This is a genomic window from Butyrivibrio fibrisolvens (assembly GCF_037113525.1).
Classification (GTDB): domain Bacteria; phylum Bacillota; class Clostridia; order Lachnospirales; family Lachnospiraceae; genus Butyrivibrio; species Butyrivibrio fibrisolvens.
In genome coordinates this window covers 1893629-1918538 of sequence record NZ_CP146963.1, presented here as the reverse complement: position 1 = coordinate 1918538, position 24910 = coordinate 1893629, and the positions used below count along the sequence as shown (strand labels likewise).

The 24910-nt window shown below is 40.3% G+C and carries 17 protein-coding genes; 2 read left to right on the top strand and 15 right to left on the bottom strand.

Features of this window, described 5'->3' with window-relative positions; genetic code table 11:
• Positions 1-93 precede the first annotated feature (93 nt).
• The 11 genes from WAA20_RS07905 to WAA20_RS07855 all read right to left on the bottom strand — a co-directional run bounded on the left by WAA20_RS07905 (position 94) and on the right by WAA20_RS07855 (position 16156).
• Positions 94-1281, bottom strand: a complete 1188-nt coding sequence (locus WAA20_RS07905) for an ABC transporter permease (RefSeq protein ID WP_073385229.1) — start codon at positions 1279-1281, stop codon at positions 94-96.
• Complete coding sequence (locus WAA20_RS07900) at positions 1278-2435, bottom strand: ABC transporter permease (protein ID WP_073385227.1); 1158 nt, start codon at positions 2433-2435, stop codon at positions 1278-1280. The genes WAA20_RS07905 and WAA20_RS07900 overlap by 4 nt, the downstream gene beginning before the upstream one ends.
• The gene (locus WAA20_RS07895; RefSeq protein WP_073385226.1) at positions 2432-3970 is read right to left on the bottom strand and encodes an ABC transporter ATP-binding protein; all 1539 of its coding nucleotides are present in this window, start codon (positions 3968-3970) and stop codon (positions 2432-2434) included. Before WAA20_RS07895 ends, WAA20_RS07900 begins: the two co-directional genes overlap by 4 nt.
• A 238-nt stretch (positions 3971-4208) precedes the next feature.
• Complete coding sequence (locus WAA20_RS07890) at positions 4209-5477, bottom strand: BMP family ABC transporter substrate-binding protein (RefSeq protein WP_242951133.1); 1269 nt, start codon at positions 5475-5477, stop codon at positions 4209-4211.
• A gap of 263 nt (positions 5478-5740) precedes the next feature.
• Entirely contained in the window at positions 5741-8002 is a 2262-nt protein-coding gene (locus tag WAA20_RS07885; protein ID WP_073385224.1) for an extracellular solute-binding protein, read from the bottom strand.
• Entirely contained in the window at positions 7977-9293 is a 1317-nt protein-coding gene (locus WAA20_RS07880; protein ID WP_073385223.1) for an ABC transporter permease, read from the bottom strand. Before WAA20_RS07880 ends, WAA20_RS07885 begins: the two co-directional genes overlap by 26 nt.
• Before the next feature lie 14 nt (positions 9294-9307).
• Positions 9308-11332: an HlyD family efflux transporter periplasmic adaptor subunit gene (locus tag WAA20_RS07875; RefSeq protein ID WP_073385221.1), complete on the bottom strand. Its 2025-nt coding sequence runs from the start codon at positions 11330-11332 to the stop codon at positions 9308-9310.
• Positions 11333-11507: 175 nt separating this feature from the next.
• A complete protein-coding gene (locus WAA20_RS07870) occupies positions 11508-12581 on the bottom strand; it encodes a carbohydrate ABC transporter permease (protein ID WP_242951132.1) in 1074 nt (357 codons plus the stop codon).
• Positions 12578-13555, bottom strand: a complete 978-nt coding sequence (locus WAA20_RS07865; protein ID WP_242951131.1) for a sugar ABC transporter permease — start codon at positions 13553-13555, stop codon at positions 12578-12580. The genes WAA20_RS07870 and WAA20_RS07865 overlap by 4 nt, the downstream gene beginning before the upstream one ends.
• 355 nt (positions 13556-13910) lie before the next feature.
• On the bottom strand, positions 13911-14927 hold the full coding sequence (locus WAA20_RS07860; RefSeq protein WP_073385219.1) for a LacI family DNA-binding transcriptional regulator: 1017 nt from the start codon (positions 14925-14927) through the stop codon (positions 13911-13913).
• A gap of 299 nt (positions 14928-15226) precedes the next feature.
• On the bottom strand, positions 15227-16156 hold the full coding sequence (locus WAA20_RS07855) for a DUF1848 domain-containing protein (protein ID WP_073385217.1): 930 nt from the start codon (positions 16154-16156) through the stop codon (positions 15227-15229).
• 710 nt (positions 16157-16866) lie between these two features.
• Between WAA20_RS07855 and WAA20_RS07850 the strand changes: the two genes are divergently transcribed.
• On the top strand, positions 16867-18420 hold the full coding sequence (locus WAA20_RS07850; protein ID WP_073385215.1) for a YifB family Mg chelatase-like AAA ATPase: 1554 nt from the start codon (positions 16867-16869) through the stop codon (positions 18418-18420).
• A gap of 44 nt (positions 18421-18464) precedes the next feature.
• Positions 18465-19655: a DNA-processing protein DprA gene (gene dprA, locus WAA20_RS07845; RefSeq protein ID WP_073385213.1), complete on the top strand. Its 1191-nt coding sequence runs from the start codon at positions 18465-18467 to the stop codon at positions 19653-19655.
• A 321-nt stretch (positions 19656-19976) separates the two neighbouring features.
• On the opposite strand, the gene WAA20_RS07840 is transcribed toward dprA, so the two are convergent.
• The 4 genes from WAA20_RS07840 to WAA20_RS07825 form a co-directional block, all read right to left on the bottom strand.
• Entirely contained in the window at positions 19977-20558 is a 582-nt protein-coding gene (locus tag WAA20_RS07840) for a hypothetical protein (protein ID WP_073385212.1), read from the bottom strand.
• Between the two features lie 74 nt (positions 20559-20632).
• Positions 20633-21694: a type IV pilus twitching motility protein PilT gene (locus tag WAA20_RS07835; RefSeq protein ID WP_073385210.1), complete on the bottom strand. Its 1062-nt coding sequence runs from the start codon at positions 21692-21694 to the stop codon at positions 20633-20635.
• A 221-nt stretch (positions 21695-21915) separates the two neighbouring features.
• A complete protein-coding gene (locus WAA20_RS07830) occupies positions 21916-23304 on the bottom strand; it encodes a hypothetical protein (protein WP_073385208.1) in 1389 nt (462 codons plus the stop codon).
• 340 nt (positions 23305-23644) lie between these two features.
• Positions 23645-24841, bottom strand: coding sequence for a crosslink repair DNA glycosylase YcaQ family protein (locus WAA20_RS07825; RefSeq protein WP_073385206.1), 1197 nt, complete (start codon positions 24839-24841; stop codon positions 23645-23647).
• Positions 24842-24910 lie beyond the last annotated feature (69 nt).

Genomic DNA, 24910 nt, shown 5'->3' with positions numbered 1-24910 from the left:
TGACTATAGTTTGAAATCTATAATCTTAAAATTTCAAACTATAGTCAGCTTATTTTATGTATTCTTGAGTTTATACTTCTGGATTATCTATTTTTAGCGGGCACTCTTATCGTACGGAATACCCTCTGCCTTAGGTGCTCTTGAGTTCATGGATGTAAATGCAAGAACTATAAGAGAGATGATGTATGGCAACATGTTGTAGAAAGTACTTGGAAGGTTAAGCTGTTTGAAGAATGCAAAACCTGTATAAACGTTTGAAAATGCTCTGAAGAAACCAAACAGTATAGCTGAAAGAGCAATCATGTGAGGTTTCCACTGACCAAAGATCATAACTGCAAGTGACAAAAAGCCAAATCCGGCAACGCCGTACTCGAACTTCCACTCACTAACACCGGCTGTGATATATACGATGCCGCCAATACCGCCGAACATACCGGATATAAGTACGCCTGACCATCTCATACGGTTAACGCTGATACCAACACTATCAGCAGCCTGAGGGTGCTCACCGCAGGCCATAAGACGAAGACCAAATCTTGTCTTATAAAGAAGAACATAAGCAATGATAAGAGCAATAACTGCAATAGCAATGAACCAGTTGAACTCAAACTTCAACTCACTGTCTGTGTTATATACGATACGGTGAAGTCCACCTAACATACCGAACAAACAGATCAGTACCACAAACCATCTTATACGATTAAATATGTTACCTACGCCTTCAGTAGCCTCATGGTGCTTTCTGCGGGATATAAGAAAAAAGCCAAATTTTCTCATATAAAGAAGAAACCAAGCAATAATAAGAGCGATAGCAATAACCAAAAACAATTTGAACTCAGACCTACCAAAGTAAACAAGAAGTGCTTTCTTGGCATTAACATAAGAGATCGTAGCTGATACGTTATCAGGATCAGCGATTGTGTTCATAGTCTTGGCAATGATAGTTGCAACAGCTGTTGCAAGCATGTTAAGAGCGGTACCTACAAGTGTCTGGTCAGCCTTAAAATTGATGCAGGCTATACCAAGAAGACATGAGTAGATCATACCTGAAAGCATAGAGCAGATAACTGCTGCAAGTACTACAACTATAGCAGGAACAGAGCCATTTGCATAAGATACATTAAAACTCTTAAGAGCAAGGGCGCCGCCGAAGGCTCCCATAACCATTATTCCTTCAAGTCCAAGGTTGATAACACCGGAGTGCTCTGCATAACAGCCTCCAAGTGCTACAAGCGTAAGAACTGATGCGAACAGAAGTGTGTATTGAATCAGAGGTATCATTTACCTTCGCCTCCTTCCTTAGTTTTATCATCTTTTGTAATTTCTACTGTAGCCTTGGCAGCTCTCTCTTCCTTGTTACGAAGGTAAGTATTGATGCAATACTTAAAGAAAAGAGTAAATCCGCAAAGGTAGATGATGATAGCTGACATAAGATCAGCAATCTGAGAAGGATATACGTTAAGATTGATCTTAGATCCTCCAAGTGTGATATGCTCGATGAAATATGCTGCAAATACAGTTCCTATAGGGTTAAGACCGCCAAGGAATGTAGCTGCAATACCGTTAAATCCCATGTCCGGAACACTTGAACTTGTAGTAGTCCACTGCTCCATACCTGTCAGATAGTACATACCTGCGCCCATTCCGGCAAGAGCTCCGCCTATTATAAGAGTTAAGATGATATTCTTGCTTCCCTTCATACCTGCATACTTGGCTGCATCCTTGTTGTAACCTGTAGCAATAAGTACATATCCAAGAGTTGTATTCTGCTGGATGATGTAGATCACGATAGCGATGATTATAGCAAGAGGAATAGCTATTCCTACATACTTATTACCACCAAAGAGGTTCTCAAGACCAAGGCTGGGAAGAAGTGACTGCTTACTTACAGACTTGATCGGAATTGTATATGGGCTTGTTGACTCTTTAACATTACCTGTAAGCATGTTAACAAGATAAAGACCTATCCAGTTAAGCATGATACCGGAGATAACTTCGTTAACGTTTCTGTATGCCTTAAGAAGACCTACAATAGCTCCCCAGAGCGCACCAACTAAAGTTGCAAGAAGGAGACATACAAACCATGGAAGGTTCCATGCAAGTGCAGCATAAAGGCTGATACCTGCTCCAACTGCATACTGTCCTGCTGCTCCGATATTGAAAAGACCTGTTTTATAGCAGAACTGGATTGAAAGACCGCACATGATAAGTGGCGCTGTCTTAACAAGTGTACTTCCGAAATTCTTAAGACGAAGATTAGCCTTAGACGCTGCAAGGAAGTTCTGAAGAATTGTAGTCATAGCTTCATTAGCGCCTGCAGGATTGATACAAAGAAGTACTATATAACATATGATGACACCAAACAAAATACACAGAAGTGACGAAAGGATTGTCTGGAAAGCATTTGATTTTAAGATATTCTTTTTAGTATTCATGCTTTAACCTCCTCTCTTCTTGCTCCTGACATGTACATACCGATTTCTTCTCTTGTTGTAGTCTTAGGGTCAAGCTCACCTACGATCTCGCCTTCATACATAACTAAAATTCTATCTGACACACTAAGTACTTCTTCAAGTTCAAGAGAAACAAGAAGAATAGCCTTACCTGCATCACGCTCTTTGATGAGCTGGCTGTGAATATACTCAATAGCACCAACGTCAAGACCACGGGTTGGCTGAACTGCTATGAGAAGGTCATGCTCTCTGTCCATCTCACGCGCGATGATAGCCTTCTGCTGGTTACCACCTGACATACTTCTTGTGATAGTAGCAGCACCCTGACCTGAACGAACGTCGAACTGGTCAATAAGTCTGTTGGCATAATTTCTTATATTCTTTTTCTTAAGGAATCCAAGCTTTGATCTGAATTCAGGCTCAAAGTATCTCTGAAGCACCATGTTATAGGCAAGAGAATAGTCAAGTACAAGGCCATGTCTCTGACGGTCTTCAGGAATATGACTAAGTCCTGATGTATTTCTCTCACGGATGCTCATCTTGGAGATATCCTTACCATCAAGGTTGATTGTTCCGCCTGTAGTCTTGGTTATACCTGTGATACCGTATACAAGCTCAGACTGACCGTTACCGTCAATACCTGCGATACATACGATCTCGCCTTTTCTTACCTTGAAGGATACGTTATTAACTGCGTTCTTGTGATGGTGACTTGATGGAACAACAAGATTCTGAACATCAAGAACTACGTCTGTAGGCTTTGCATCCTCTTTGGATACAACAAGCTGTACATCACGACCTACCATCATCTTACTAAGCTCTTCCTTGGTAGTGTCCTTGATATCAACTGTTCCGATATATTTACCACGTCTAAGTACTGAACATCTGTCAGCAACTGACATGATCTCATTAAGCTTATGAGATATGAAAAGAATTGACTTGCCTTCCTTAGCAAGGTTCTTCATGATCTGCATAAGTTCATCGATCTCAGAAGGTGTAAGAACAGCTGTCGGCTCATCAAAGATAAGGATATCGTTATCACGATAGAGCATTTTAAGGATCTCTGTTCTTTGCTGCATACCAACAGTGATATCCTGAATAAGAGCATCAGGATCAACCTTGAGACCATACTTTTCAGAAAGCTCTAATACGCGCTTTTTGGCCTCTTTTTTCTGTAAGATCCCGTATTTTGTAGTTTCCACACCCAGAATAATATTATCAAGTACAGTAAAACACTGTACAAGCTTGAAGTGCTGATGAACCATTCCTATGCCAAGATCATTGGCATCATTAGGATTATTGATCTTTACTTCCTTACCATCCTTCTTAATGATACCTTCTTCAGGCTGATACAATCCGAAAAGAACACTCATCAGAGTACTTTTTCCTGCACCGTTTTCTCCCAGAAGTGCATGGATCTCGCCCTTCTTAAGCTGCAAAGAAATGTTATCATTTGCAACTATTCCGGGGAACCTTTTCGTAATGTTCAGCATTTCAATAGTGTAATTATCCTGCATGCTGAATTCTCCTCTTCCTATTTAATCGCTTATAAACGATCTGGTCTTATTTCATGACCACAGCTCGGCCATCAATAATTGATTGCCGAGCTCTGATCATGCTCATCTTGTACATGGAATAATAAAATAATGACTTAAATTAATTCATTCTCCCAAACAGTCAAAAGCCATTTTATAAAAAGACTGCGGAAATTTCAAGTATTTCCGCAGTCTATTTTGTTTTGATTAAAGCAAATGATTATTTAATGCTTTCCTGATATGTTCCGATCTTAACGTTCTTGCATCCAAGGGATGAAGGATCAGCATTTGAAGAATCGTTGTTAACTGAAACTACACCGTTGAACATGTCAGCAACGAGCTGCTTGTAATCATCTTCTGTGAAGTCATCGTTGTAAAGTGTAGAATCTGCAAGGCTTACATAGTTGAGTGAAAGGTCATCAGCTGATACAAGACCAAGATTCTGGATCTGTCCGCCGTAGTTGTCCCACTCACCGTTCTGGATAGCTGCAAGAAGTGTGTTAACAGTAGCTGTAAGACCCTTACAAGCTGATGTAACTGTCATTCCTTCGCCATAAGAACCGTCGATTGTACCCTGCTGGTCAACGTCAACACCGATAACCTTGCCATCAACCTTCTGAGCTGCCTCTGCTGCTGATGTGTAGATACCACCACCGCAAGCAAATACAACTTCTGTTCCGCCCTGATACCATGTATCCATAACAGCTGTGATATCAGAATCGCCGTAGAACTGTCCGCCGTAAGCATAGTTGATTGTTACATCAACGCCGAGCTCTGCTGCAGCTGCATCAGCGCCCTGAACGAAACCAAGACCATAACGGATAACTGCAGGAACTGCCATACCGCCAAGGAAACCAAGGTTTGTATAACCAAGCTTTACTGCTGCATAACCAGCCATGTATCCAGGAAGCTCTTCCTGATAGATAGCTGAGAATACGTTAGGCTCTGAATACTCTTCGCCGCCGTTAGCTGTATCGAAATCGTACTGTGATACGTCAAGAGCTACGAATTTAACATCTGGGTTGTCTCCTGCTGTCTCAACAACAGCTTCTGCGAATGCATAACCAGGCATAACGATTACGTTATAGCCTTCGTCGATAGCCTGCTCAATTGATGATACACGGTCATCTGTTGAGTTATCAGCCGGTTTGAAGTAAGAGAATTCGATACCGTTAGTATCGCAATAAGCTTTACAAGCTTCGTATGTTGTCTGGTTGAATGACATATCTGTGATATCACCGTAGTCAGTAACCATAGCAACCTTCATATCTGTAACTGCTTCTGAAGAACCATTGTCTTCTGAGCCTGTCTCTTCGCCAGTCTCTTCAGCACCTGTTTCTTCCTCTGTTGTTTCTTCCTCTGTTGTTTCTTCCTTTGTTGTCTCTTCCTGTTTGTCAGAGTCATCAGATGATGATCCGCCACAAGCTACAAGTGACATTGTCATAGTAGCTGCCATAGCAACAGAAAGAATCTTCTTCATCTTTTTCATAATAAGATCTCCTTCCTAAATTTTGAGTTCTTGACTCAATATAAGTGTTAAAAAACAACTCAAAAATATTATACAATAATTCAATACGTTTTTCATTAATAATTGTATTAATAAAAAACTACTTCTATCACATTTATTATAAAACAGGTGATAGAAGTAGTTTTTTCTGTATTACAGTTTTTTGGCACATTTGCCGCTTTTATCTTTTTACAAGCAGCTTAATCACTGAATTTCGAATATCATTTCTGATGAAAGTGCCTTCATCAGCTATTCTCATTAACATAGATGCTGATCCTGCTCTGAATGATCTTGGCTACTTCATCAACAGATTTTTGGTTGTTAAAATATGCTGCAGCTTCTTCAGTGATGATATTGAGTATCTCTTCATCATAGTTTACATGCTCTGTCAAAGACTCAATATAGCTCATCATATAATCTACTTCTTCCTGAGTAAGAGGAGTCATTTCAACATCTTTACCACCAATAGTAGTCGTTTCAGTATATGTTTCCTCTTCGCCGTCTTCATTGACCCAGGTCTGTGCTTTCATGGATTCAGCAGCAAGTTCTTCAAGCTCACTTCTCTTTACAGGGAACTCGCCATAATCAACAAGTTTTTGCTGATAATCATCACTAAGGAATCCCTTTACAAATTCCCAGCATCCTTCCTGCTTGGTTGTAGATGCACTGATGCAAATCTCATTGGTCGGGATGATTCCGCTTCCTGATACTCCATCTGTAGGGAAGCCTATCATAGTGATCGGCTCACCAAATGTTCCTCTAAGAGATGACTTATATTCATAGAAAGAACTCATGTACATAAGTTCTACAAGTGCCTTATCTTTTCTCCAGTAATCTGAATAATCAGTATCATAAACTGAACTGTCAACTTCGTCAGGGAACTCTTTAAGGAAAGCAAGGAATTCCTTGAATTCATCTGAATCAAAACTACATTTGTGATTATCCCAGTCGATATATGAAGAAGCATTTATATATACCGCCATCATCATTATTTCATCTCTGGCATATCCCGGTCCGAACAGATCCTTATATGCAATTCCTTTCGCATCAGCTATCTGTTTCATATCTTTAATAGTCCAACTTGTCTTGCCACCAAGATCCGATGTAGCTGCAGCTATAGTATAAACTGAGAATCCAGGTACAAGTGAATATAATTTTCCATCTCTACGGAAAGAATCAATTATATTCGTAAGGTAATCATCCATATTGATGTCACTGTCTGCTTCAATAAGTGGATCAAGATCCAGGAAAAGACCTTTGGAAGCGTATGAATCCATCGGCATATTATAGGATGAAAGTATGATATCAGGAACATTGCCACCAACTATATCTGTATTAAGCCTTGTAACACCGGCATCATAATCATTATCTGTATCATACATAGAGTAATCTTTTACAGATATACGGTACTTGGTATTAGTCTTGTTAAAATCGATTACCGCACTTCTTACATTGTAATCCATCCAGTAGCAGCCAAGTGTTATGATTTCCTGAGACTTAGCTTCATCAGCAGGGACCTTTACGATCTTCTTGAATGTAGGAGAATCATCGTCATCATCCATAACAAGAATGATAAACTCCTCATCTCCAATCTGAACAACACCGTTTACGCTATCAGGATTTATATCAGAATCAATATAGGAACATACATAAGTAACTTCAGAATCGCCATAATTATATGTGTAGATTCCGCTGTTAGCGAGGAGCAAAAGATCTGTAGTGGTACCCTGGAGGCAATATTGATAATTCATAAAACTTCCGGGGAATTCTACGTCTTCTCCCATTTTGCCATCGGTAAGACTATACTCTTTAAGTTTATAAGAATCATCTTCCCAGAAAGATATAAGCAGTTTATCATCTTTTGGAACTATTTCATTAAAATAATCAAGTCCTGTATCAAACTTGTTTATCTGCTTACCATCTTCCTCAGAATACAAAAAGAGCTGACCATCGCCATATACAAGAACACCCTTACCTTCTATATAGTACAGACCATCAAAATAAGCATTTTCACCATTTTGAGAAAGAGGTGTCTCCCAAAGCTTTTCGCCTTCTGAAGAATATTTATCCACATAGTATATATCTGAACTTTCTTCATCGCTGTAAGTATAGACGTCCTGAAGAACATAGACATTACCGTCTGAATCACCTTTTATCTCACTAACATAGACAGAACCTTCTCCGGATTCAGGAGCCCCGCTTATAGTGAACTGCTTAACATCAGAGCCATCTGTTTTGAAGCTGACAACATTATAATTACTGTAATCGCCTTCAGTATATGTACTACCATATGCAATTATCCTGTCTCCGCATGAGTACATATTATATAGGTAATCTGCCTTAATCTCTTCAGACAGAGTAAACTCTTCTTCCCTATAGATATGATCATAATCAGCTTCATTGCTTGATCCCGATTTGTTTGACCCTTTTTTGCCGCATCCGGAAAAAACAGTTGCTGTCATCGCAAGGCACAATGCTATACTAACTAGTTTTTTTGATCTTACCATTGTTTTTTCTCCTTTTATTGTGTGACTGAAAATCGTAAACCTTGTCATTTATCTTCTTAATAACATCTTTAGTCCGCCAGGTTCTGTTGTTGTACCAGCTGACAGTGATCCATACTATTAGTAAAAAAACTAATATATATAGTAACAACTGTGCCATTACTACCATGGCCAGTATATCTTCCCAGCCTCTTGCTATGTTTTCCCAATAAGGATAGGAAAATTCCGTAAGCTGCATGGATCTTCCGGGAAAAGATCTAAAGATATTTATAAGTGGTCCAAACGAAAATCTCGCTCTGGAATCCATTACCACGATATCTGCATTATCTTTAAATGAAAGCTTCTCTTTTACAAGATTTGCCGCATAGTTTTCTACAGAATCAGGCATTATAAGTTCATAGCAGGCTATTCCGCCAACATCACTTATGTTATTGGAAATAATGCTTACACTCTCTGCAGCAGCTCTTTCTCCAAAAGAAAGCGGAGCTGTGATGCTTGATTTTGACGAGTCGCTTCCATCTCCTGCCGATCCTGATGAATAGTTATCAGAACCGGAATCAGACGAACCCAGGTAGCCCATGCCATCATCATTTGGATCTATAGTCTGGATCTGGCCCGAATCAAAACTACTGGAATCAACTCTTCCATTTATAACAAGTGTCTGATATGAAACATATACTATCGGATTGGACAATCCTGCCGCCTTGGCAATCTTATCTTTAGGTCTTTTTACAACACCGCTGATATAGTGAGGTATACCATTTATATACACAGCCTGTCCAACTATATTGCTTGAACCAAACAAATTCCATGCTGTATCTTCATCAATGACGATCTGATCCTTCATATCACTATTAGGATCAAAATACGAACCGTTCACAAGCTGAACCGGATGTATATAGAAAAAATCGCCGCCTATGCCCATCGCCTTAACTGTCAGATTTTTACTTTCATGAGTAAGTTCTACTGAACCGGGGGCGCTATAACAGGAGATCAGTTCATCTCCCTCTTCTGTGAGCGCAGCCTCCTCAAGAGCTTTAAATATCTTATAGTCATATTCCCTGATGGAATCCGGTGTTACTTTAAGCGAATGATTAAAATAAATGCTCACCTGCCCGTAGCTTCCATCATCATTCCAGGTCCTCCAGCCATTCTGGTCTATAAGTGATGCCACTTTCACATCCTTATATATCCCAAGCAAAATAGCTAAAGCAAAAAGCAGTACCACCGCTATAAGACGTTTTCTGTAAGGCTTTAACGCTATATGAATTTTATAAAAAATATTTTTCTTCATATACAAACCCAGCTTTAGTTAGAATCCTGAAGTCTTACCTGATCACCTGAAGCAACAGGTGCTGTAGCAGTTGTAATAACATATGAATAAGGCTCAATATTACCTGTGATCGCAGAGTTAGAATCATCAGATGCAACTACTGTAATATCTGCTCTTCTTGCAATATAACGGTTACCAAAAGGTGTACTTCTGGATTCAAGGATAAGAACAAACTTACCATTGTTATCTTCTCTTATTGCGCTGTTAGGCACTACAAGATCATAAGTTACTGCATTCTCACCCATTACAAGGCTGAGGCTCTGCCCTGCAGAAAGGTCTGAACCTGATACTTCAAAGTTAAGGACCTTATGTCCATTAGGATCTGTTGAATCATTAGTGATAGATGTAAGTACTGCTGAAAGGTCGCTATATGCCCATGCATTCTGAGCTGTAGCAGACTGACCTACCTTAACTTTCTTGGCCTGCTCTGTTGTAACAGAAAAGCTCATGGTAAGAACCTGGCCTTCAAGCTGGATAGTTGCCATTGTTTCGTTAGCCTTGGTGCTCTCTCCTGCCTTATAAGCAAGATTTGTGATAGTTCCGGCTACAGGCGCATTGATAGTTGCTCCAATAGCTGTTTCTTCAAGCTTTTCAACCTTAGCCTGTGCCTGCTCATAATCAGTTCTCTTCTGGACAAGGGCTATCTCTGCCTTGATCTTTGCAAGGACTTCAGACCTGGTTTTCTCAGCTTCTGTAAGTGCCTGAGCTGTCTGCTTTTTATTTTCTTCTGCAGAAGCTATAAGACCGTCGTAATAAGAAGCATTTCTTGTTTCCAGATTCCCAAAATCAGCAAGCTTTGCTTTTTCCCTTTCTGCTACGCCCTTCTTACTCTCTGCCACATATTTATTATCAATTGCTTCACGATAGCTGTTGTATGCATTGATGAAATCTTCTGAACTGTCTTCATAAACCTGAGCATCTTTGCCGTACATGGATTCAAACTCAGTGATCTTAGTTTCATAATCAGCAATTTCTGATTCAAGATTCTTGATCTGCTCTTCAAGAAGCGTCTGCTGATATACGATATCTGCATCAGACATGGTTGTAGTGCCTGTTGTGGACTTATCTCTGTCCTCGTCAGCTGTTACATACAAGGAAGCTATCTTCTTGTAATATTCATACTCGTCGATCTGAGCCTGAACATCAGTATCAGCCTGAAGTGCTGCACTATAGTTTTCATTAGCCTCAGCAAGTTCCTGTAAGAACTTGTCAAATGAAAGTGACGCGCCGCTTCTTATGGACTGAATGTCAGCTGCAGGAATATCTGCTGAGAACATTTCAAGATCATAAGCATCCTTTGCATCCTCTGCCTCTTTCTTGGCAGCCTCAAGTTCTTCTGACTCAGCATCTTCCAATGTAAAAAGGACCTGATCCTTCTCAACTTCCTGACCTACCTTAACCTCAACTGTAGCAATCTTTCTGGTCTGAGTTATAACTACATCGTAGGTACTTCCAGCTGTCAGCGTTCCGGTTCCTCTTATCTGAGGTGATATCTCATTGCTGCCAACATAGGTAGTTGCTACCTGAGGAAGGGTATAATTCATAATGGTATTTGAAAAAAGAGTCAGAACAAGAAGTGCTGCAAGGAAAGCTATTGCTATATTCTTAATAGCATCCTTCCTCTTCTGCGCCTTATATTCCTGAGGAGTCATACCCTTAGGAATCCTGGCATCTCTCTTAAGCTTCTTTTCATTCATTCGCCTTGTTTCTTCTTCAAAGGCTTTTTCAAGATCATCGGTATCATCGTCATCTTCGATATCTTCAGTATCTTCATATTCATAAGAAGCTTTTGCATCAATATCTTTTTGTTTTTTACTGTGTTTACTGTTTTTATTATTTTCTTCAGTATCAGTATTTTCTAATACTTCATTATTGCTTGTTTCATTTTCTGAATCGCTGTACTTCATTTCTTCTTCCTGTTCTATGTTATTTGTATCATCGATTAAATTGTTATCATCAACAAAACTGTTATTCTCATCAAATTCCCGGTCTTTACTCATACGTCCTCCCACCATCTATATCTTTTCATATTTAACCTCATGTCGCGAGCAAAGCGAGTGACTAATGGTTGAAGTGGTGGAGCTCGCGACACCACTTTGTGAAGTTTGAAAATTTTATTTTCAAACTTCTTCTATAACCTTTTACCACCATCGCACATCTAATAAGTATTGAGCATCATCCTTTGACGCCGCCCTGATATGTGATACCCTCGATCAGGTACTCTTCACCATACAAAAAGACCAGCATCGGCAAAACCATATATATAACCGCAACGGCGAAAGCAAGTGATATCTCCCCCGAATTGATCTTGGACAAAAATACCGAAAGCGGATGCAGATAATCATCTGAAAGAAGGATGATCGGCTGCTCAACCATATTCCAATAGTCAATAAAAATCAGAATTGCTATAGATACGATTCCGCCCTTACAAAGCGGCATTGCAACATTTGTAAAAATGCTCCACTCGTTGGCACCATCTATTCTTGCAGCTTCCAGAACCGAAACCGGAATCCTTCGCATGAACTTGGTCAGCATATAAACTGCAAATGGCGAAAAGATGCCCGGAAGCCATATCGACCATCTGGTGTCAAGAATATTAAGGTACTCAGATACCAGATAGTTAGGAACCAGAGTAACCTGATACGGCATCATCATGATGATAACGTAGAAGAAAAAGATCACTCCTTTAACTTTCCCTGTATATCTTGCAAAACCATATGAAGCAAGTGATGATACTGCAAGCTGGAATACTACGATCGGAACAACATATATTACCGAATTCCAAAACTTGAAAAGGTATGCAGGACTCTTAAAAAGCGCCACATAATACTGGGACAACGTAATTATGTCCGGTATAAATTTCAGGTTAACGGTCTTTGAAATAAACACCTTGCCACCTGTTGAAGTTGTCGCAAAGATGGCACCATAGTTGGAATTTATCTCACTTGAGGACATAAAGGAATTGGTAATCGTAAGTATGATCGGAAGCAGGAATATCACTGCAAAAATGCCGCATATCACAGTTCCGATAGCAATCTCTAAAACCTCGATTCTTTTTTTCCTCTTATGATCTCTTATAAACTTTCTGTACAGTGCAATCTCTTTTTTGATCTCTTCCTTGGAATAGGCTCGCTTTTCTTTTACCACCTTAGGAGGCTTACCGCCTTCTATGTCCATCCATCTGTTCTGAGGAGCTCTCTCGACAATGCACTCTCTATATTCAGTTGACGAATCATTATGCCTTATCATGAGTTCTCCACATCCTTGCCAACACGTTCTTCTATTGTAAAAAGAACTAATACGATAACAACCATAACGCCTGACATAAGGATGGCTGCCGCAGACAGATCCTGATAGTCAAGGTTTCTGAATTTATTGTTCATATAATGCTGAAGTATATAAAGCGCATCATACGGATAATCGCCTGTCATCAGATATATCTCTCTGAATACCTTGAAAGAATTAATAAGTGACATAAGCGCAACAAACACGATCGTAGATGACAGATATCTGAACTTAACATACCAGAATGTCTGCCATGCATTAGCATTTTCAAGCCTTGCAACCTCAAGCTGATCTTCAGGTACGCTTGAAAGAGCTGCCATAAAAAGTATCATATTGTAACCGAGATTCTTCCATAGAAAAAGAGCTATGATCACGAAATGGGCCTTATCAGATTTGAGCCAGTCGATCTTATCTATCCCGACAAGACCGATCACCTGATTAACAAGACCATTGTAATGAAACAAAACCTGCCAGATAAGAACAATGGACGCGATAGGAACCATCATAGGTGACAGGAACATACTTCTAAATGCACTTCTTCCAGGGATCTTGTTCTCAAGTACTATAGCCAGCAGAAGTGACAACACTACTGCAAGCGGCACCGCAATGGCAGAAAACACCATAGTATGGCGAGCCGCCATCAAAAAAGCTGAATTATTAAGCACTCTTGAGAAATTAGAAAGACCCACGAACTCACATCTTGTCGGATTATCAACCAGTGAATAGAAAATAACCACGGCAAATGGAGCGCCGAAGAACAGCACTACACCTATAAGACTTGGGATTATAAAAAGAAATGACAAAGCCATATCCTTAAATCTTACAGGCAGATATTTAGGTTGTGACAGTGATTTTTTTTGACGTTCTGAAGCATCCTTAGTCACCTTTTGGCGTGCATTAGCAGACAAAAGGTCATTCAGCGATCTTAAAGCTTTCAACTCTTCCCCTCTATGTTAACGAATTCACTTTCACGACAGCGAAATACTCCAGGAAGTCATCCTGATCTCAGTATTACTGAACATGTCGCAACTGCGTCCTGCAGTTCCATGAATTCGAAAACCTCTGTGTCAGATTTTAAAACCAGTGCTAGTCGAACCCTTATCCCTATTATATATTATTGAATCTATAATTCATATAACAAAAGATTCTACAAGCACTTATTTTCGTTACTGTTCCGACTTTTATTTGCGATCAGTCAGTGTTTTAGCACTTCCCGTCACCTCGAAACAGTATCTTTTTCAATAAGACCACTATACAACCACATTCTGAAAAATCACTTAAAGGAAAAAAATATTAGAATTTATCTACTCTACGAGTACTTTCCCGCAGCATTACTTCGTAAGTTTTAAGCATACGATTCTGTACATCGCCGCCTTTTATCTTTTGCAAAAGAGTTCTTGCTGCTACTGCCCCAAGATTCCTGTCATTGAAATCAAGAGATGTAACTGCAGGCTCCATACCGCTTAAAAGAGTCGAGTTGTAAAAAGAAGCAATGCGAAGATCTTCTGAAATGCGGATATGCTCATTCTTGCAAATGTCGATAACACGAAGCGCATATGTATCATCCATGCAGATCAGACAGTCAACATCAACTGTAAGAAGGTATGATAAAATATCTGAAATTCTTTTATCAGTATTAATATCAAGGAAGATGATCGATGTATCAAGGGTTACTCCGGCATCATGAAAAGCCTTTACAAAGCCGCCATATCTGGTCTTGGTAATGATATGATTACTTGATCCACCGATAAGAGCGATCCTCTTATGTCCCTGATGAATAAGGGCACTTGTAAGCTCTCTGCAGGCCTCAAAATGATCATTATCGATCTGGATAACATCCTTATCATCACTTGAACCAATACATACAAAAGGCATACCTGAGTTTTTCAGATATCTTGAAGGAATGTCATTTACAAGCGTTCTTGTAAGGATAACGCCATCTATCTTGCCCTTATCTACTACTCTTTTCAGATTCTCTATATGATCATTAACGATAAGGGAAATCATGACATCATACCCCTCATCTGACATAACTTCAACTATGCCGGTGAGGACATTCTGAAAATAGGGCATTTCAACAAGCTCGTAATCACCAGACCAGGTAACTGCGATATTATGAGTCTTCCTGAACGCGAGAGCTTTGTCAGTACCGCCATATGGCTGATAATGATGCTGCTGAACATAATCATTAACTTTGTCGATGGTAGCTTTGCTGATACGACCTTTACCAGAAAGCGCTCTTGAAACAGTAGTCTTGGAAACACCAAGAGCTTCCGCAATATCGCTGATTGTAAGCTTATCCTTGCCCATAAAATTTCACCTCGTTGGCTTCGCACTTATGGAAAGGGCCAAGTGGTTGGCGGATTCCTTTATATGTGCGAAGTTCAGTTAATTAATCTACTCTTTGTAGAAATAAACAACATGTTTGCGCAACATTTTTTTGCCTTGTGATTTTGAAGTAAATATAAAAATGTAAGCGCTTACTTGTACTATAAATTACTGTATTGCAAATAGCAAGTTGTATTTATAGCCAAAATATTCATACATTTTCTAACCAAAAACGCACAAAGATAGGTGATGTTTTGCGCAATTTTTGCGCATGTGTCCATTTATAAAGGCAATTCCAATTGTGCATTTATCCAGGATTTTTGCGGCACATCGTGGATTTTATCGCCTTTCATATAGTTCCCGATTAGGAATGGTGATTTGGGGTCATGAAGGCGGCTTTGCGCAAGGACAATATCAGGCTGGGCGTTGGCATAGCAGTATTTGCACAGGTGTTTGCAGGTATTATATGCTCCGATATCGCAGGAAAGGTAGCAGGCGCATTCTGCTCTGGCGCCTTTAATCTTAGGAGCATCGAGTTTTTGGCCTATAGCTTTTTCATAATCACTTATTCTCATGCATCCGCCACAATCAGCGCCGTATTCTGCAAGTTCGTCGCCTTCAGCACAGGGCTTAACGGTCATTCCATTTTCAGAAGCAATCTGTATCATCTTTTGACCAAGTATTAGTCTTTGCTCTTTTTGAACTTCTTTTGCTTCCGGGAAGTTGCGCTTTACTTTTGGGTACAGATCTATGAAACTGATAACGACAGTCTTTGTGTATCCGTGAAGTGCTGTTGCGATCTGCTCGAATGCGTGAATATGGTATTCCTGAGTATATCTGTCAGATATGAATATCGGGTCAAATCGCCACCCTATTGAATTTACGCCTACAATATCAGAAAGCGTCTTAAAATCTTCTATCAGCTTATGCTTATCCGGAACATTAGGCTCTATGTCTCTGCCATAGGGAGTAATCGTCACATACCAGTACTGCCCATAATCTTTAAGAAGGTCCATGTACTTAAACATTGGCGCCGGATTCTTGGTACAAAAGCCGATCACATCAACCACATCCGGCGAAATGCGGTAACGACTAACCTGATTTTGATTATATGGATTCCGCACGCAAACAAAGCCTTCCTTCAGGCGGTTTGCAAACCAGTCTGAGTAGAAAGCAGGTATGTCTGTTCTTTGTCCGGTGTTGATGATCATATGTTGGTACTGCCTTTCTGAGGGTGATAATAATATGATTATAGCATTAAGGTACAAATCAAGCGTAAGCCCGGAAAGTGGCCAATAAAATCATAAGCCTCATGTAAAAAATACCCAGGCTTTTCTAAGAGTCTTATCCGCTTTCGTGAACACGCAGTACTGCAGCTCCTAAGGCTCTAAGAAAATCCAGGGTATTTTTTAAAATCGGCTTATGATTTTATTGGCCACTTTCCTGATTAGTACTTGTATCCAATTTCTTTAGTTCCAGATACACTACTACTTCTGAGCTGCCAAGATACATTCTCTTGCTTTATCTTCAGTAAGATCAAATTTTTTACATAATTTTTGTAAGATTATATCCTCGGGAACAATTAAGCAAAAGCTATGCGAAAAATTTGGACTCTCTGAAGAAAAGGCTATCGAATATATCTTGGCTGCTCAGAAGCTATAGTGATTCTACTGTATACCAAAAAAATACTTGCACCGTCTTATTTTGTATGCTATATTTCTTGTCGTGCTAATCAGCACATTGTTGTGAATTCGTTCACAGATGGTAATTTGGCAAATGCCATATCCTTAATTACCATTATTTTTCCTGACACAATCATGGAAGAAATCGGTGAATAAATAATATTCCAAATACTCGTATGAGTCTTTTGGCACGTTGTTTTTTACCAAAAGGAGTTTTCGAAAGGAGTCATTTTTTATTTATGTTCAGTACTATCAAAGCTGGTGCCATTAACGGCATTCACAGCTATCTTATGCAGGTCGAGGTCGATGTTTCGAACGGTCTGCCATCTTTCAACATGGTCGGTCTTCCCAGCACGGAAGTTCGCGAAGCTCAGGAACGAGTTAAGGTTGCCCTCAAGAATTCAGGAATTACCATTCCGTCATCGCATATAACTGTCAACTTCTCCCCTGCTGATGTCAGGAAAGAAGGCGTAAGCGTTGATCTTCCTGTCGCTATCGGAATACTGGCTTCTCTTGGCGAGATTGATGAGTCCAAGTTAAAAGACACTGTGATCATCGGGCAGCTTGGATTAAACGGTGAAGTCAAGGGAATCAAAGGAGTCCTTCCTATCGTCCGCACTGCAATAGAGAATGGTTGCAAAGTCTGTATCCTTCCTGAAGAAAATGCCAGAGAAGGCGCTGTTGCAGGAAATGGAATCAAGATCGTCGGCGTATCATCTCTTGTAGAATGCCTGACATATCTTAATTCAAAAGACTCGGAAAAAGATCTACTGATCAAGCCCACCGTAATAAACATAGATGACCTTTTCGAAAAAGAAATCCAGTCACTTGACGTGGACTTTGCAGATATCAACGGACAGGCTGCTTTAAAACGTGCAATGGAAGTAGCTGCCGCAGGCTTCCACCACATTCTTATGGTAGGACCTCCGGGATCAGGTAAAAGTATGATTGCCAAAAGATTACCTACCATTCTCCCACCCTTGTCCAAAGAAGAAAGTCTTGAAGTTTCAACGATCTATTCGGTTGCAGGTCTTCTGCCTGCTGGAAAAGCTCTTATTACCGAACGCCCATTTCAATCACCGCACCATTCCATTACAACTTCTGCTCTTGCAGGAGGCGGACGAGTTCCCCAGCCCGGAGTAATATCCCTTGCTCACAGAGGAGTTCTTTTCCTTGATGAAATCGCTGAGTTCTCGCGAACAACTCTTGACCTTATGAGACAGCCCCTCGAAGACCACGAAGTTCATATCTCAAGAGCCGGCGGCAACTTTACTTATCCTGCAAGCTTCATGCTGGTAGGTGCCATGAATCCGTGCCCCTGCGGATACTACCCTGACCGCGGAAGATGTAAATGCAGTGACAAAGATATTGCGCATTACCTGTCTCACATTTCAGGCCCAATCCTGGACAGAATAGATATATGCATAGAAGCCCCCAAGATTGACTTTTCTGATCTATCAGCAGGAAGTAGTGCCAACGAATCAAGCAAGACCATAAGAGAACGTGTCATCAAAGCCCGCAACATTCAAAAAGAACGTTTCAAAGGCACAAGTATCAGATTCAACAGCGATATGACACCTGCAGATATTGCCAAGTACTGCCCCTTAGGTTTTAAAGAACAGCGCATACTTGAAAAGCTGTATAGCCAGCTAGGCCTTTCTGCCCGCTCCTATCACAGGATCATAAAACTTGCCAGAACCATAGCCGATCTCGAAGGAAGCGAAAACATAAGAGATATTCACATTACAGAAGCCGCATGTTACAAAATGGCTGACCAGAAATACTGGAGCTAACAATTCCAGAATTATTATAGAAGTACAGAACAGGAATAAACCAAATGACAGAACAAGAATTAATAGATTTTTACATGCTCACGCGTGTTCGTGGTCTTGGTAAAAAATCTCTTCACAAACTTATAAGTACTTACCAAAATGCAGGAAGCATACTGGCCCTGTCTGATAGAGAGATTGATCAGATACTCGGCCAAAAAACTGCAGAAAATTTCAAATATACCAAAAGAATATGGAATAAAGAAAAAGAATACAAGAAAATGATTGATATGGGAATCCGTATCATCCCCTATAGTGACGAAAGCTTTCCTGAAAAGCTACGCACTATCCCAGACCCACCTGCATGTCTTTTTGTAAAGGGAAAACTCCCTGATAACAATAAGCCCTCCGTCTCAATAGTCGGAGCCAGAATGTGCAGTGAATACGGAAGATACGCATCAAGACAGTTTGGCCTTGGCCTTGCCGAAGCAGGTATCCAGATCATAAGCGGAATGGCTCTAGGTGTTGACGGCATCAGCCAAAAAGCTGCACTTAAAGCAGGTTACCCTTCTTATGCCGTTCTTGGCTGCAGCCCCGAATACTGCTACCCGGATGGCAACCGCGACGTATATGACATGCTCTGCCAAAACGGCGGTATCATCTCGGAATACGCACCAGGCACTCCCCCAGAAGCACGCCTTTTCCCCATGCGCAACCGAATTATTTCCGGCCTATCCGACATCGTGCTCGTAATAGAAGCAAGAAAAAAATCCGGCACCCAGATCACCGTAGACATGGCCCTCGAACAAGGCAAAGAAATCTTCGCCGTCCCCGGCCGAATTACCGACAGACTCTCTGATGGATGCAATGAACTAATACGCCAAGGCGCCGGAATCGCATTATCCCCCGAAGACATCATTTCAAGCCTCGGAACTATAAATAGAAGTTCCTATGCTGGCAATAACTCAGAAAATCACTATGAAGCCAAACAGCTCGACTTCAGCGATATCAGTTCATGGCAGATATCTACAGAAGAAAGCAATCCAGAACAGATTAATGTAGAAGAAAACCTCTCTCCTCTAGAGAATGCCATACTGAACGTAATGGACATCTACCCCATCTCCGCCACCCAGATTGCGCAACTCCTTGAAAAAAGCGGTATAACCGAACCAGTAAACGTCATACTATCCGCTCTAACTATGATGCAACTAAACGGTCTCATCAAATCCCAAGGATCCTACTACATCAAAACCTTATGATATTTATCTAATAGTCAATTTCGCAAAAGCCTAGAGGATTCCTGAGGATGGCGGTTAATAAATGATTTAATTGTCTTTGAAAAATATATTAAATTCAAGAGCTTGATAGATGGAATGATATATTCTGTTAGGGATTCATCTGTTTGAGCGAAGCGAGTTTATGAATCCCAGAGTATATCATTCTAGATATCATGCCTTGAATTTTATATATTTTTCATGACAATTAAATCATTTATTAACCGCCATCCTCAGGAATCCTCGTGCCCTTGCGACAACTTAAAAGCCCTCGCAAGATGCAATCACCTTTGCGAGGGCCTCACTTTATTTGTTTTCGCTCTCTGTATTTATGATATTGCCGCAGAATTCGCATTTTATCACCGTGCTGTCAGGAAGCGACCTCGTTGCGCCGCAACCCACACATGTGACCGTTCTGTACCCGGAATCAGAATATTTTCTTATCCTGTCGGGAAAAGAGATACGACCTGAGGCATCATCGATTATTATATTGCCAAAAAGACCTCTGTCAGCATATCTGTGAATCCTGTCCAGTGTCTCATCGTAAGGCTCATGTGTACTGTCTGCAAGCCTTCGTACAGACCCCGTTTCATCATGCTGAAGAAAACTAATATATCTTCTGAAATGGCGTATACTATAAAGATGATGGGTACCTGAACCAATTCCCCAAAGTCCTATAATTGTAGCAAGTGCTATGACAAGGCACTCTACGATCATATCCGTAAGACTATATCTTGCCCATCTAAACAGAATATCGCAAACAAGATTTGTAATTCCGTAAACGCAAAGACATGCGCCTACTACTATCTCCCATTTACCAATGCGTTCCAACACAAGAACGCGCGCTTTCGCTGCGCTGTTTTTTACAACCCCAACCCTACTTTCCATATATCCTCCCAAGGATTATTAATCCAAACTATCTCCCTTATATTATCACAATATTGATTGCTTTGTCTCTTTTTTTAATGGAACATCTTCATCTGCATTGTATCAGGATCCTGAGCAAACTGAATTGCCATTTCCCTTGTGATCTTCCTACTCTGATACAGCTGAATGATAGCTTCATCCATAGTTATCATTCCAAGCTTTCTGTTGGTCTGCATAACAGTGATCAGCTGATGCGTTTTGCCTTCACGTATCATATTACGAACAGCACTGTTTACGTGCATTACCTCGAAAGCTCCAACTCGTCCTGTTCCATCTGCAGTAGGAATAAGCTGCTGGGAAATAACGGCTTCAAGTACGTTAGCCAGCTGAATTCTTACCTGTTGCTGCTGATGCGGTGTAAATACATCGATAATACGATCCACAGTAGTAGCCGCACCTATTGTATGCAGTGTCGAAAGAACCAGATGACCTGTTTCAGCAGCTGTAATGGCAGTCTGAATAGTCTCAAGGTCTCTCATCTCTCCGACAAGAATAACATCAGGATCTTCTCTGAGTGCTGCTCGCAGGGCTGCTGCATACGAATCAGAGTCAAGACCGATCTCTCTTTGGTTTACTATAGATCTGCTGTGCTGATACAGATATTCTATAGGATCCTCAAGAGTAATAACATGAGCTTCTCTGTTTCTATTGATCAAATCGATTATCGACGCAAGTGTCGTAGATTTACCTGATCCAGTAGGGCCTGTAACAAGGATAAGTCCCCTCTTTCTGGTATACAGGTCAATAACGGATGAAGGTATTCCCAAAGTTTCAGCAGGAGGCACCTGAGTTGCAACAAGTCTTAGGGCAAGCGCAACAGAACCTCTTTGCTTGAAGACATTGACACGGAAACGTCCTATTCCTGCTATGGAAAAAGACATATCGTGCTGTCCATGTGCATCAAGAGACTCTTTTTGTCTCTCGTTCATAATAGAATCAGCAATAGCCTGAGTATCCGGCGGCATCATTCTGCCATATTCATCAAGCGAAATAAGCTGCCCGTTAACACGCATCTTGGGCGGAATACCAACAGTGATATGAACGTCAGATGCATTGGCCTGCTTGGCCGTTTCGAGAATAGTACGAATATCTGCCATACGTCTTTGACCTCGTAAAAGAATTGCAGAATGTAGTCAGTTCATGTCCAAAATGGAACTTATACATTTTCATGTGCAATAAACGAAAAATCGTAACTATATTGTACTACATTAAAAGATATTAATACAATTTTTTCCCAATATAAAAAACAAAAATAGGGAGAGTAAACCTCTATAGGCTACTCTCCTTAGCTATCTTAAATTGTTATATGTTTTATGACTTATCTAACGTATGATCCGCCCCATTCAACGGCTACAAATCCTTCTCTTTCAGGGCATACGAAAGTCTGTTCCGGCATTTCCTTATAAGTGTCGCTTGCGTAGAATGCCATGAATACTCTGATCATGGTGTCAGGCTTTGGAGTTATCTCAAGACCGGCGCAATCTGTATACTCAGTTGTCTGGAAACTTACAACGTTATAAGGATTTTTTTCCATAATAGGAAGCCAGTATTCAATGAACTGCTCTGTCTCTTTCTGGTTGAGACCAAGCTGTGGAAGAACTCTGTTTAAAAATTCCTCTGTCTCATCACCTGCTACGCAGAAGCCCTTATCAAAGTTAAAGTCCGCATATAATCTTGCTTCCCAGAAGAGATAATCATAAGTCTTACCATCAAGGTGAATATCACCGTTTCTGTCAGCAACTACATCCCAGCCATTGGAAATGTTGAATTCCGGGTCAAGGCATGTAAAGTATCCGTTAATATCAAGCTGGGCAGAAATGCTTGTACCGTCTCCTTCCGGATAGAGGTAGATTACAGGTTTGTCACAAGTTACCGGTTCCTTCAAATTGTCATCATAGATTTCATCATAATCTCTTTTAATTGTTTCGTCGATATCAGACTCTTCCTCTATATAATAACAGTAGCTTGTGTACACGCAGTCATGAGAATATACATCATATGTGTCATACTCTGATTCATATTCTTTGTAAGTATCCTCATCCACTTCTTCATCGTCTACATAGTAAGTACATTCTTCTGAATCAAACTCTGTTTCCTTAGTGAACTCATGTTCAAGAACTACTTCTCCGTCCTGAAGTGAAAAAACGAACTCTGTGACCTTTACTGTATCCCCTGAAGTATTCTCGTATACATAATAAAAACAGTTTTCTTGATCAAAATAATAAAAGTTTCCGGAAGTTCCATAAAATGGGAAGCCATCTATCGCGAGACTAACAACCTCTTCATCCTCATATTTATAAAGATTTACACTGTATTCATATCCAAATTCAGTAAGCACAGCCAGCTCATACTGATCATCCTCGTCGAGATGCAGAACAGCTGCATAGAAGTCCTGCTCTTCTTCATCATAATAATCTCTCAGAAACTCTCTGTATGCTTCAATCTCAGGGCCTTCTTCTGAATCTTCATTACCATTATTATCATTGTTATCCGGATCATTATTATCATCCGGATCATCGTTATTCTGAGGATCATCATTATCATCAGGATCACCTGATTCTTCGGGATCTACAGATGCAAGAGTAGATGCCTCATTAGAAAAGTCTTCATCTGATATATCCGGGTCTTTTTCACTAAGCTGTATGTTACAGCCGCTCATGAGCAAAGTCGCAGAAAGGCCAAGAGCAAGTAATTTTGTCTTTTTCATATAAAATATCTCCTTAGTTGTGATTTTTATTTTTCACTCGCTATAAGGAACAAATTCGCAAGTTACCTATAAGAAATATACTGATCAATGTTTTGAACTGGATTATCCAAATATGATAATAAAATTATATGCAATGCAAAACTGCCATATCCGATGAAATGCTTATTTTATACGACGAAACACAGCAAGTCATAAATTAATATGTTTGCAGGTATCCATCCGCTTACAGATTTTATGATAAAATCCTCTGGCGAGAACTAAGTAATACATGCCCTCTTTACTTTTTATACAGTAAAGAGGGCATGTAGTAAATCCAGAGGATATTTTATCGATTTATATATCATATCATTTCAACGCTGTTACAGTTATTAAACTTAGCAAAATTCTTAAGTGTACGATCAAGCGACGCACTAAGCTTCTTTGTCTGGCGGATTCCATCTTCCCACCACAACCCTTTAACGCTTAAAACTCCTTCTTTTCGATCAGGGATTGCTTCAATACGGCCTACAAAATTGTCTCCAAATAGGATTGGAAGCGTGTAATAGCCATACTTTCTTTTTACAACCGGAGTATATATCTCCCAGGAATACTGGAAATCCCACAAAGCCTTAATATATGCCTTATCCCACATAAGAGGATCAAGAGGAGCTATGAATGACATACGCGGCTTTAGATCAGCAGTCCCTGAAGTTACCTGCTGCATCAGTTCTTCATCTTCTGATCGGTAATAAAAAAGAGGCTTAAAACCTTCTACAAAGGCAGACCTGACTTTATCTTCAGACGATAATCTCTCAAGTATACTTTTTCTTTTTTCAGCATTAATGTTGATTCCAAGAAGCGCTGTACTATTTTTGTCCCACAAAAGGCCTATTGCACCTATTCTTCGAAGGACTCGCCATGCGATAAAGTCATCTTCGCTTTTGCATGGATTATCTGCTTTAAGAATATCTTCCGAAATATGCCTCTGTGCCAGATCATAGTATTTACGGCTGCCCTTTTTATGGTGTATTACAAGGTCGCCATCCGTATATAACTGCTCCAGTACTGATCTTGCAGCCTGTGACTTCTTGTCCCAATTGCCGCTCCAGTGCATGGAAGAATGCCAGAATATCTCACCTTCAATAGGCAGAGTATCACTGGACACAGGACCATTTTCACTTATGTATGAAAGTGCCCTCTCCTTAAGCTCTTCCAGCCCTTCAAAGGTCTCTCCAAGTTCATGGCTCCTATCCCTATAAGAAGAAAAATAGGGCCAATCTTCTATAGGCCATATGGACAACTCTTTATCGGCATAGTCTACAAGTTTGCGGTCTTTATACAAAAGATCCTGAAGCTGTGATTTCTTGAATCCCTTAACTCTAGACTGCAATGTAAGCTCAGCATTTTTGCCGCACACATCAACAGGATCATACTGTATGCAGCCAGCCTGACGCACATACTCATATGCCCCTTCTTTTCCCACAAAACGATATGCACCTATCAGGCCCTGCTTTAAAAGGATAAATTGCCTTGCCTGCTCTCTAGTAATCGTTAGCATCTGCCTATCCTCGTATAATCCTTACTGCAATATAAACTCTGCAAGTGCAAGCGCTATGTTGAAATGCCT

Excerpts from the sequence above, each read along its gene's own strand:
- WAA20_RS07880 (WP_073385223.1), bottom strand. The coding sequence starts at position 9,293 with ATGAAGAAAAATATTTTTTATAAAATTCATATAGCGTTAAAGCCTTAC.
- WAA20_RS07885 (WP_073385224.1), bottom strand. The coding sequence starts at position 8,002 with ATGGTAAGATCAAAAAAACTAGTTAGTATAGCATTGTGCCTTGCGATG.
- WAA20_RS07830 (WP_073385208.1), bottom strand. The coding sequence starts at position 23,304 with ATGAAAAAGACAAAATTACTTGCTCTTGGCCTTTCTGCGACTTTGCTC.
- WAA20_RS07850 (WP_073385215.1), top strand. The coding sequence starts at position 16,867 with ATGTTCAGTACTATCAAAGCTGGTGCCATTAACGGCATTCACAGCTAT.
- WAA20_RS07840 (WP_073385212.1), bottom strand. The coding sequence starts at position 20,558 with ATGGAAAGTAGGGTTGGGGTTGTAAAAAACAGCGCAGCGAAAGCGCGC.
- WAA20_RS07860 (WP_073385219.1), bottom strand. The coding sequence starts at position 14,927 with ATGGGCAAGGATAAGCTTACAATCAGCGATATTGCGGAAGCTCTTGGT.
- WAA20_RS07825 (WP_073385206.1), bottom strand. The coding sequence starts at position 24,841 with ATGCTAACGATTACTAGAGAGCAGGCAAGGCAATTTATCCTTTTAAAG.
- WAA20_RS07855 (WP_073385217.1), bottom strand. The coding sequence starts at position 16,156 with ATGATCATCAACACCGGACAAAGAACAGACATACCTGCTTTCTACTCA.
- WAA20_RS07905 (WP_073385229.1), bottom strand. The coding sequence starts at position 1,281 with ATGATACCTCTGATTCAATACACACTTCTGTTCGCATCAGTTCTTACG.
- WAA20_RS07895 (WP_073385226.1), bottom strand. The coding sequence starts at position 3,970 with ATGCAGGATAATTACACTATTGAAATGCTGAACATTACGAAAAGGTTC.
- WAA20_RS07890 (WP_242951133.1), bottom strand. The coding sequence starts at position 5,477 with ATGAAAAAGATGAAGAAGATTCTTTCTGTTGCTATGGCAGCTACTATG.
- dprA (WP_073385213.1), top strand. The coding sequence starts at position 18,465 with ATGACAGAACAAGAATTAATAGATTTTTACATGCTCACGCGTGTTCGT.
- WAA20_RS07870 (WP_242951132.1), bottom strand. The coding sequence starts at position 12,581 with ATGATAAGGCATAATGATTCGTCAACTGAATATAGAGAGTGCATTGTC.
- WAA20_RS07900 (WP_073385227.1), bottom strand. The coding sequence starts at position 2,435 with ATGAATACTAAAAAGAATATCTTAAAATCAAATGCTTTCCAGACAATC.
- WAA20_RS07875 (WP_073385221.1), bottom strand. The coding sequence starts at position 11,332 with ATGAGTAAAGACCGGGAATTTGATGAGAATAACAGTTTTGTTGATGAT.
- WAA20_RS07835 (WP_073385210.1), bottom strand. The coding sequence starts at position 21,694 with ATGGCAGATATTCGTACTATTCTCGAAACGGCCAAGCAGGCCAATGCA.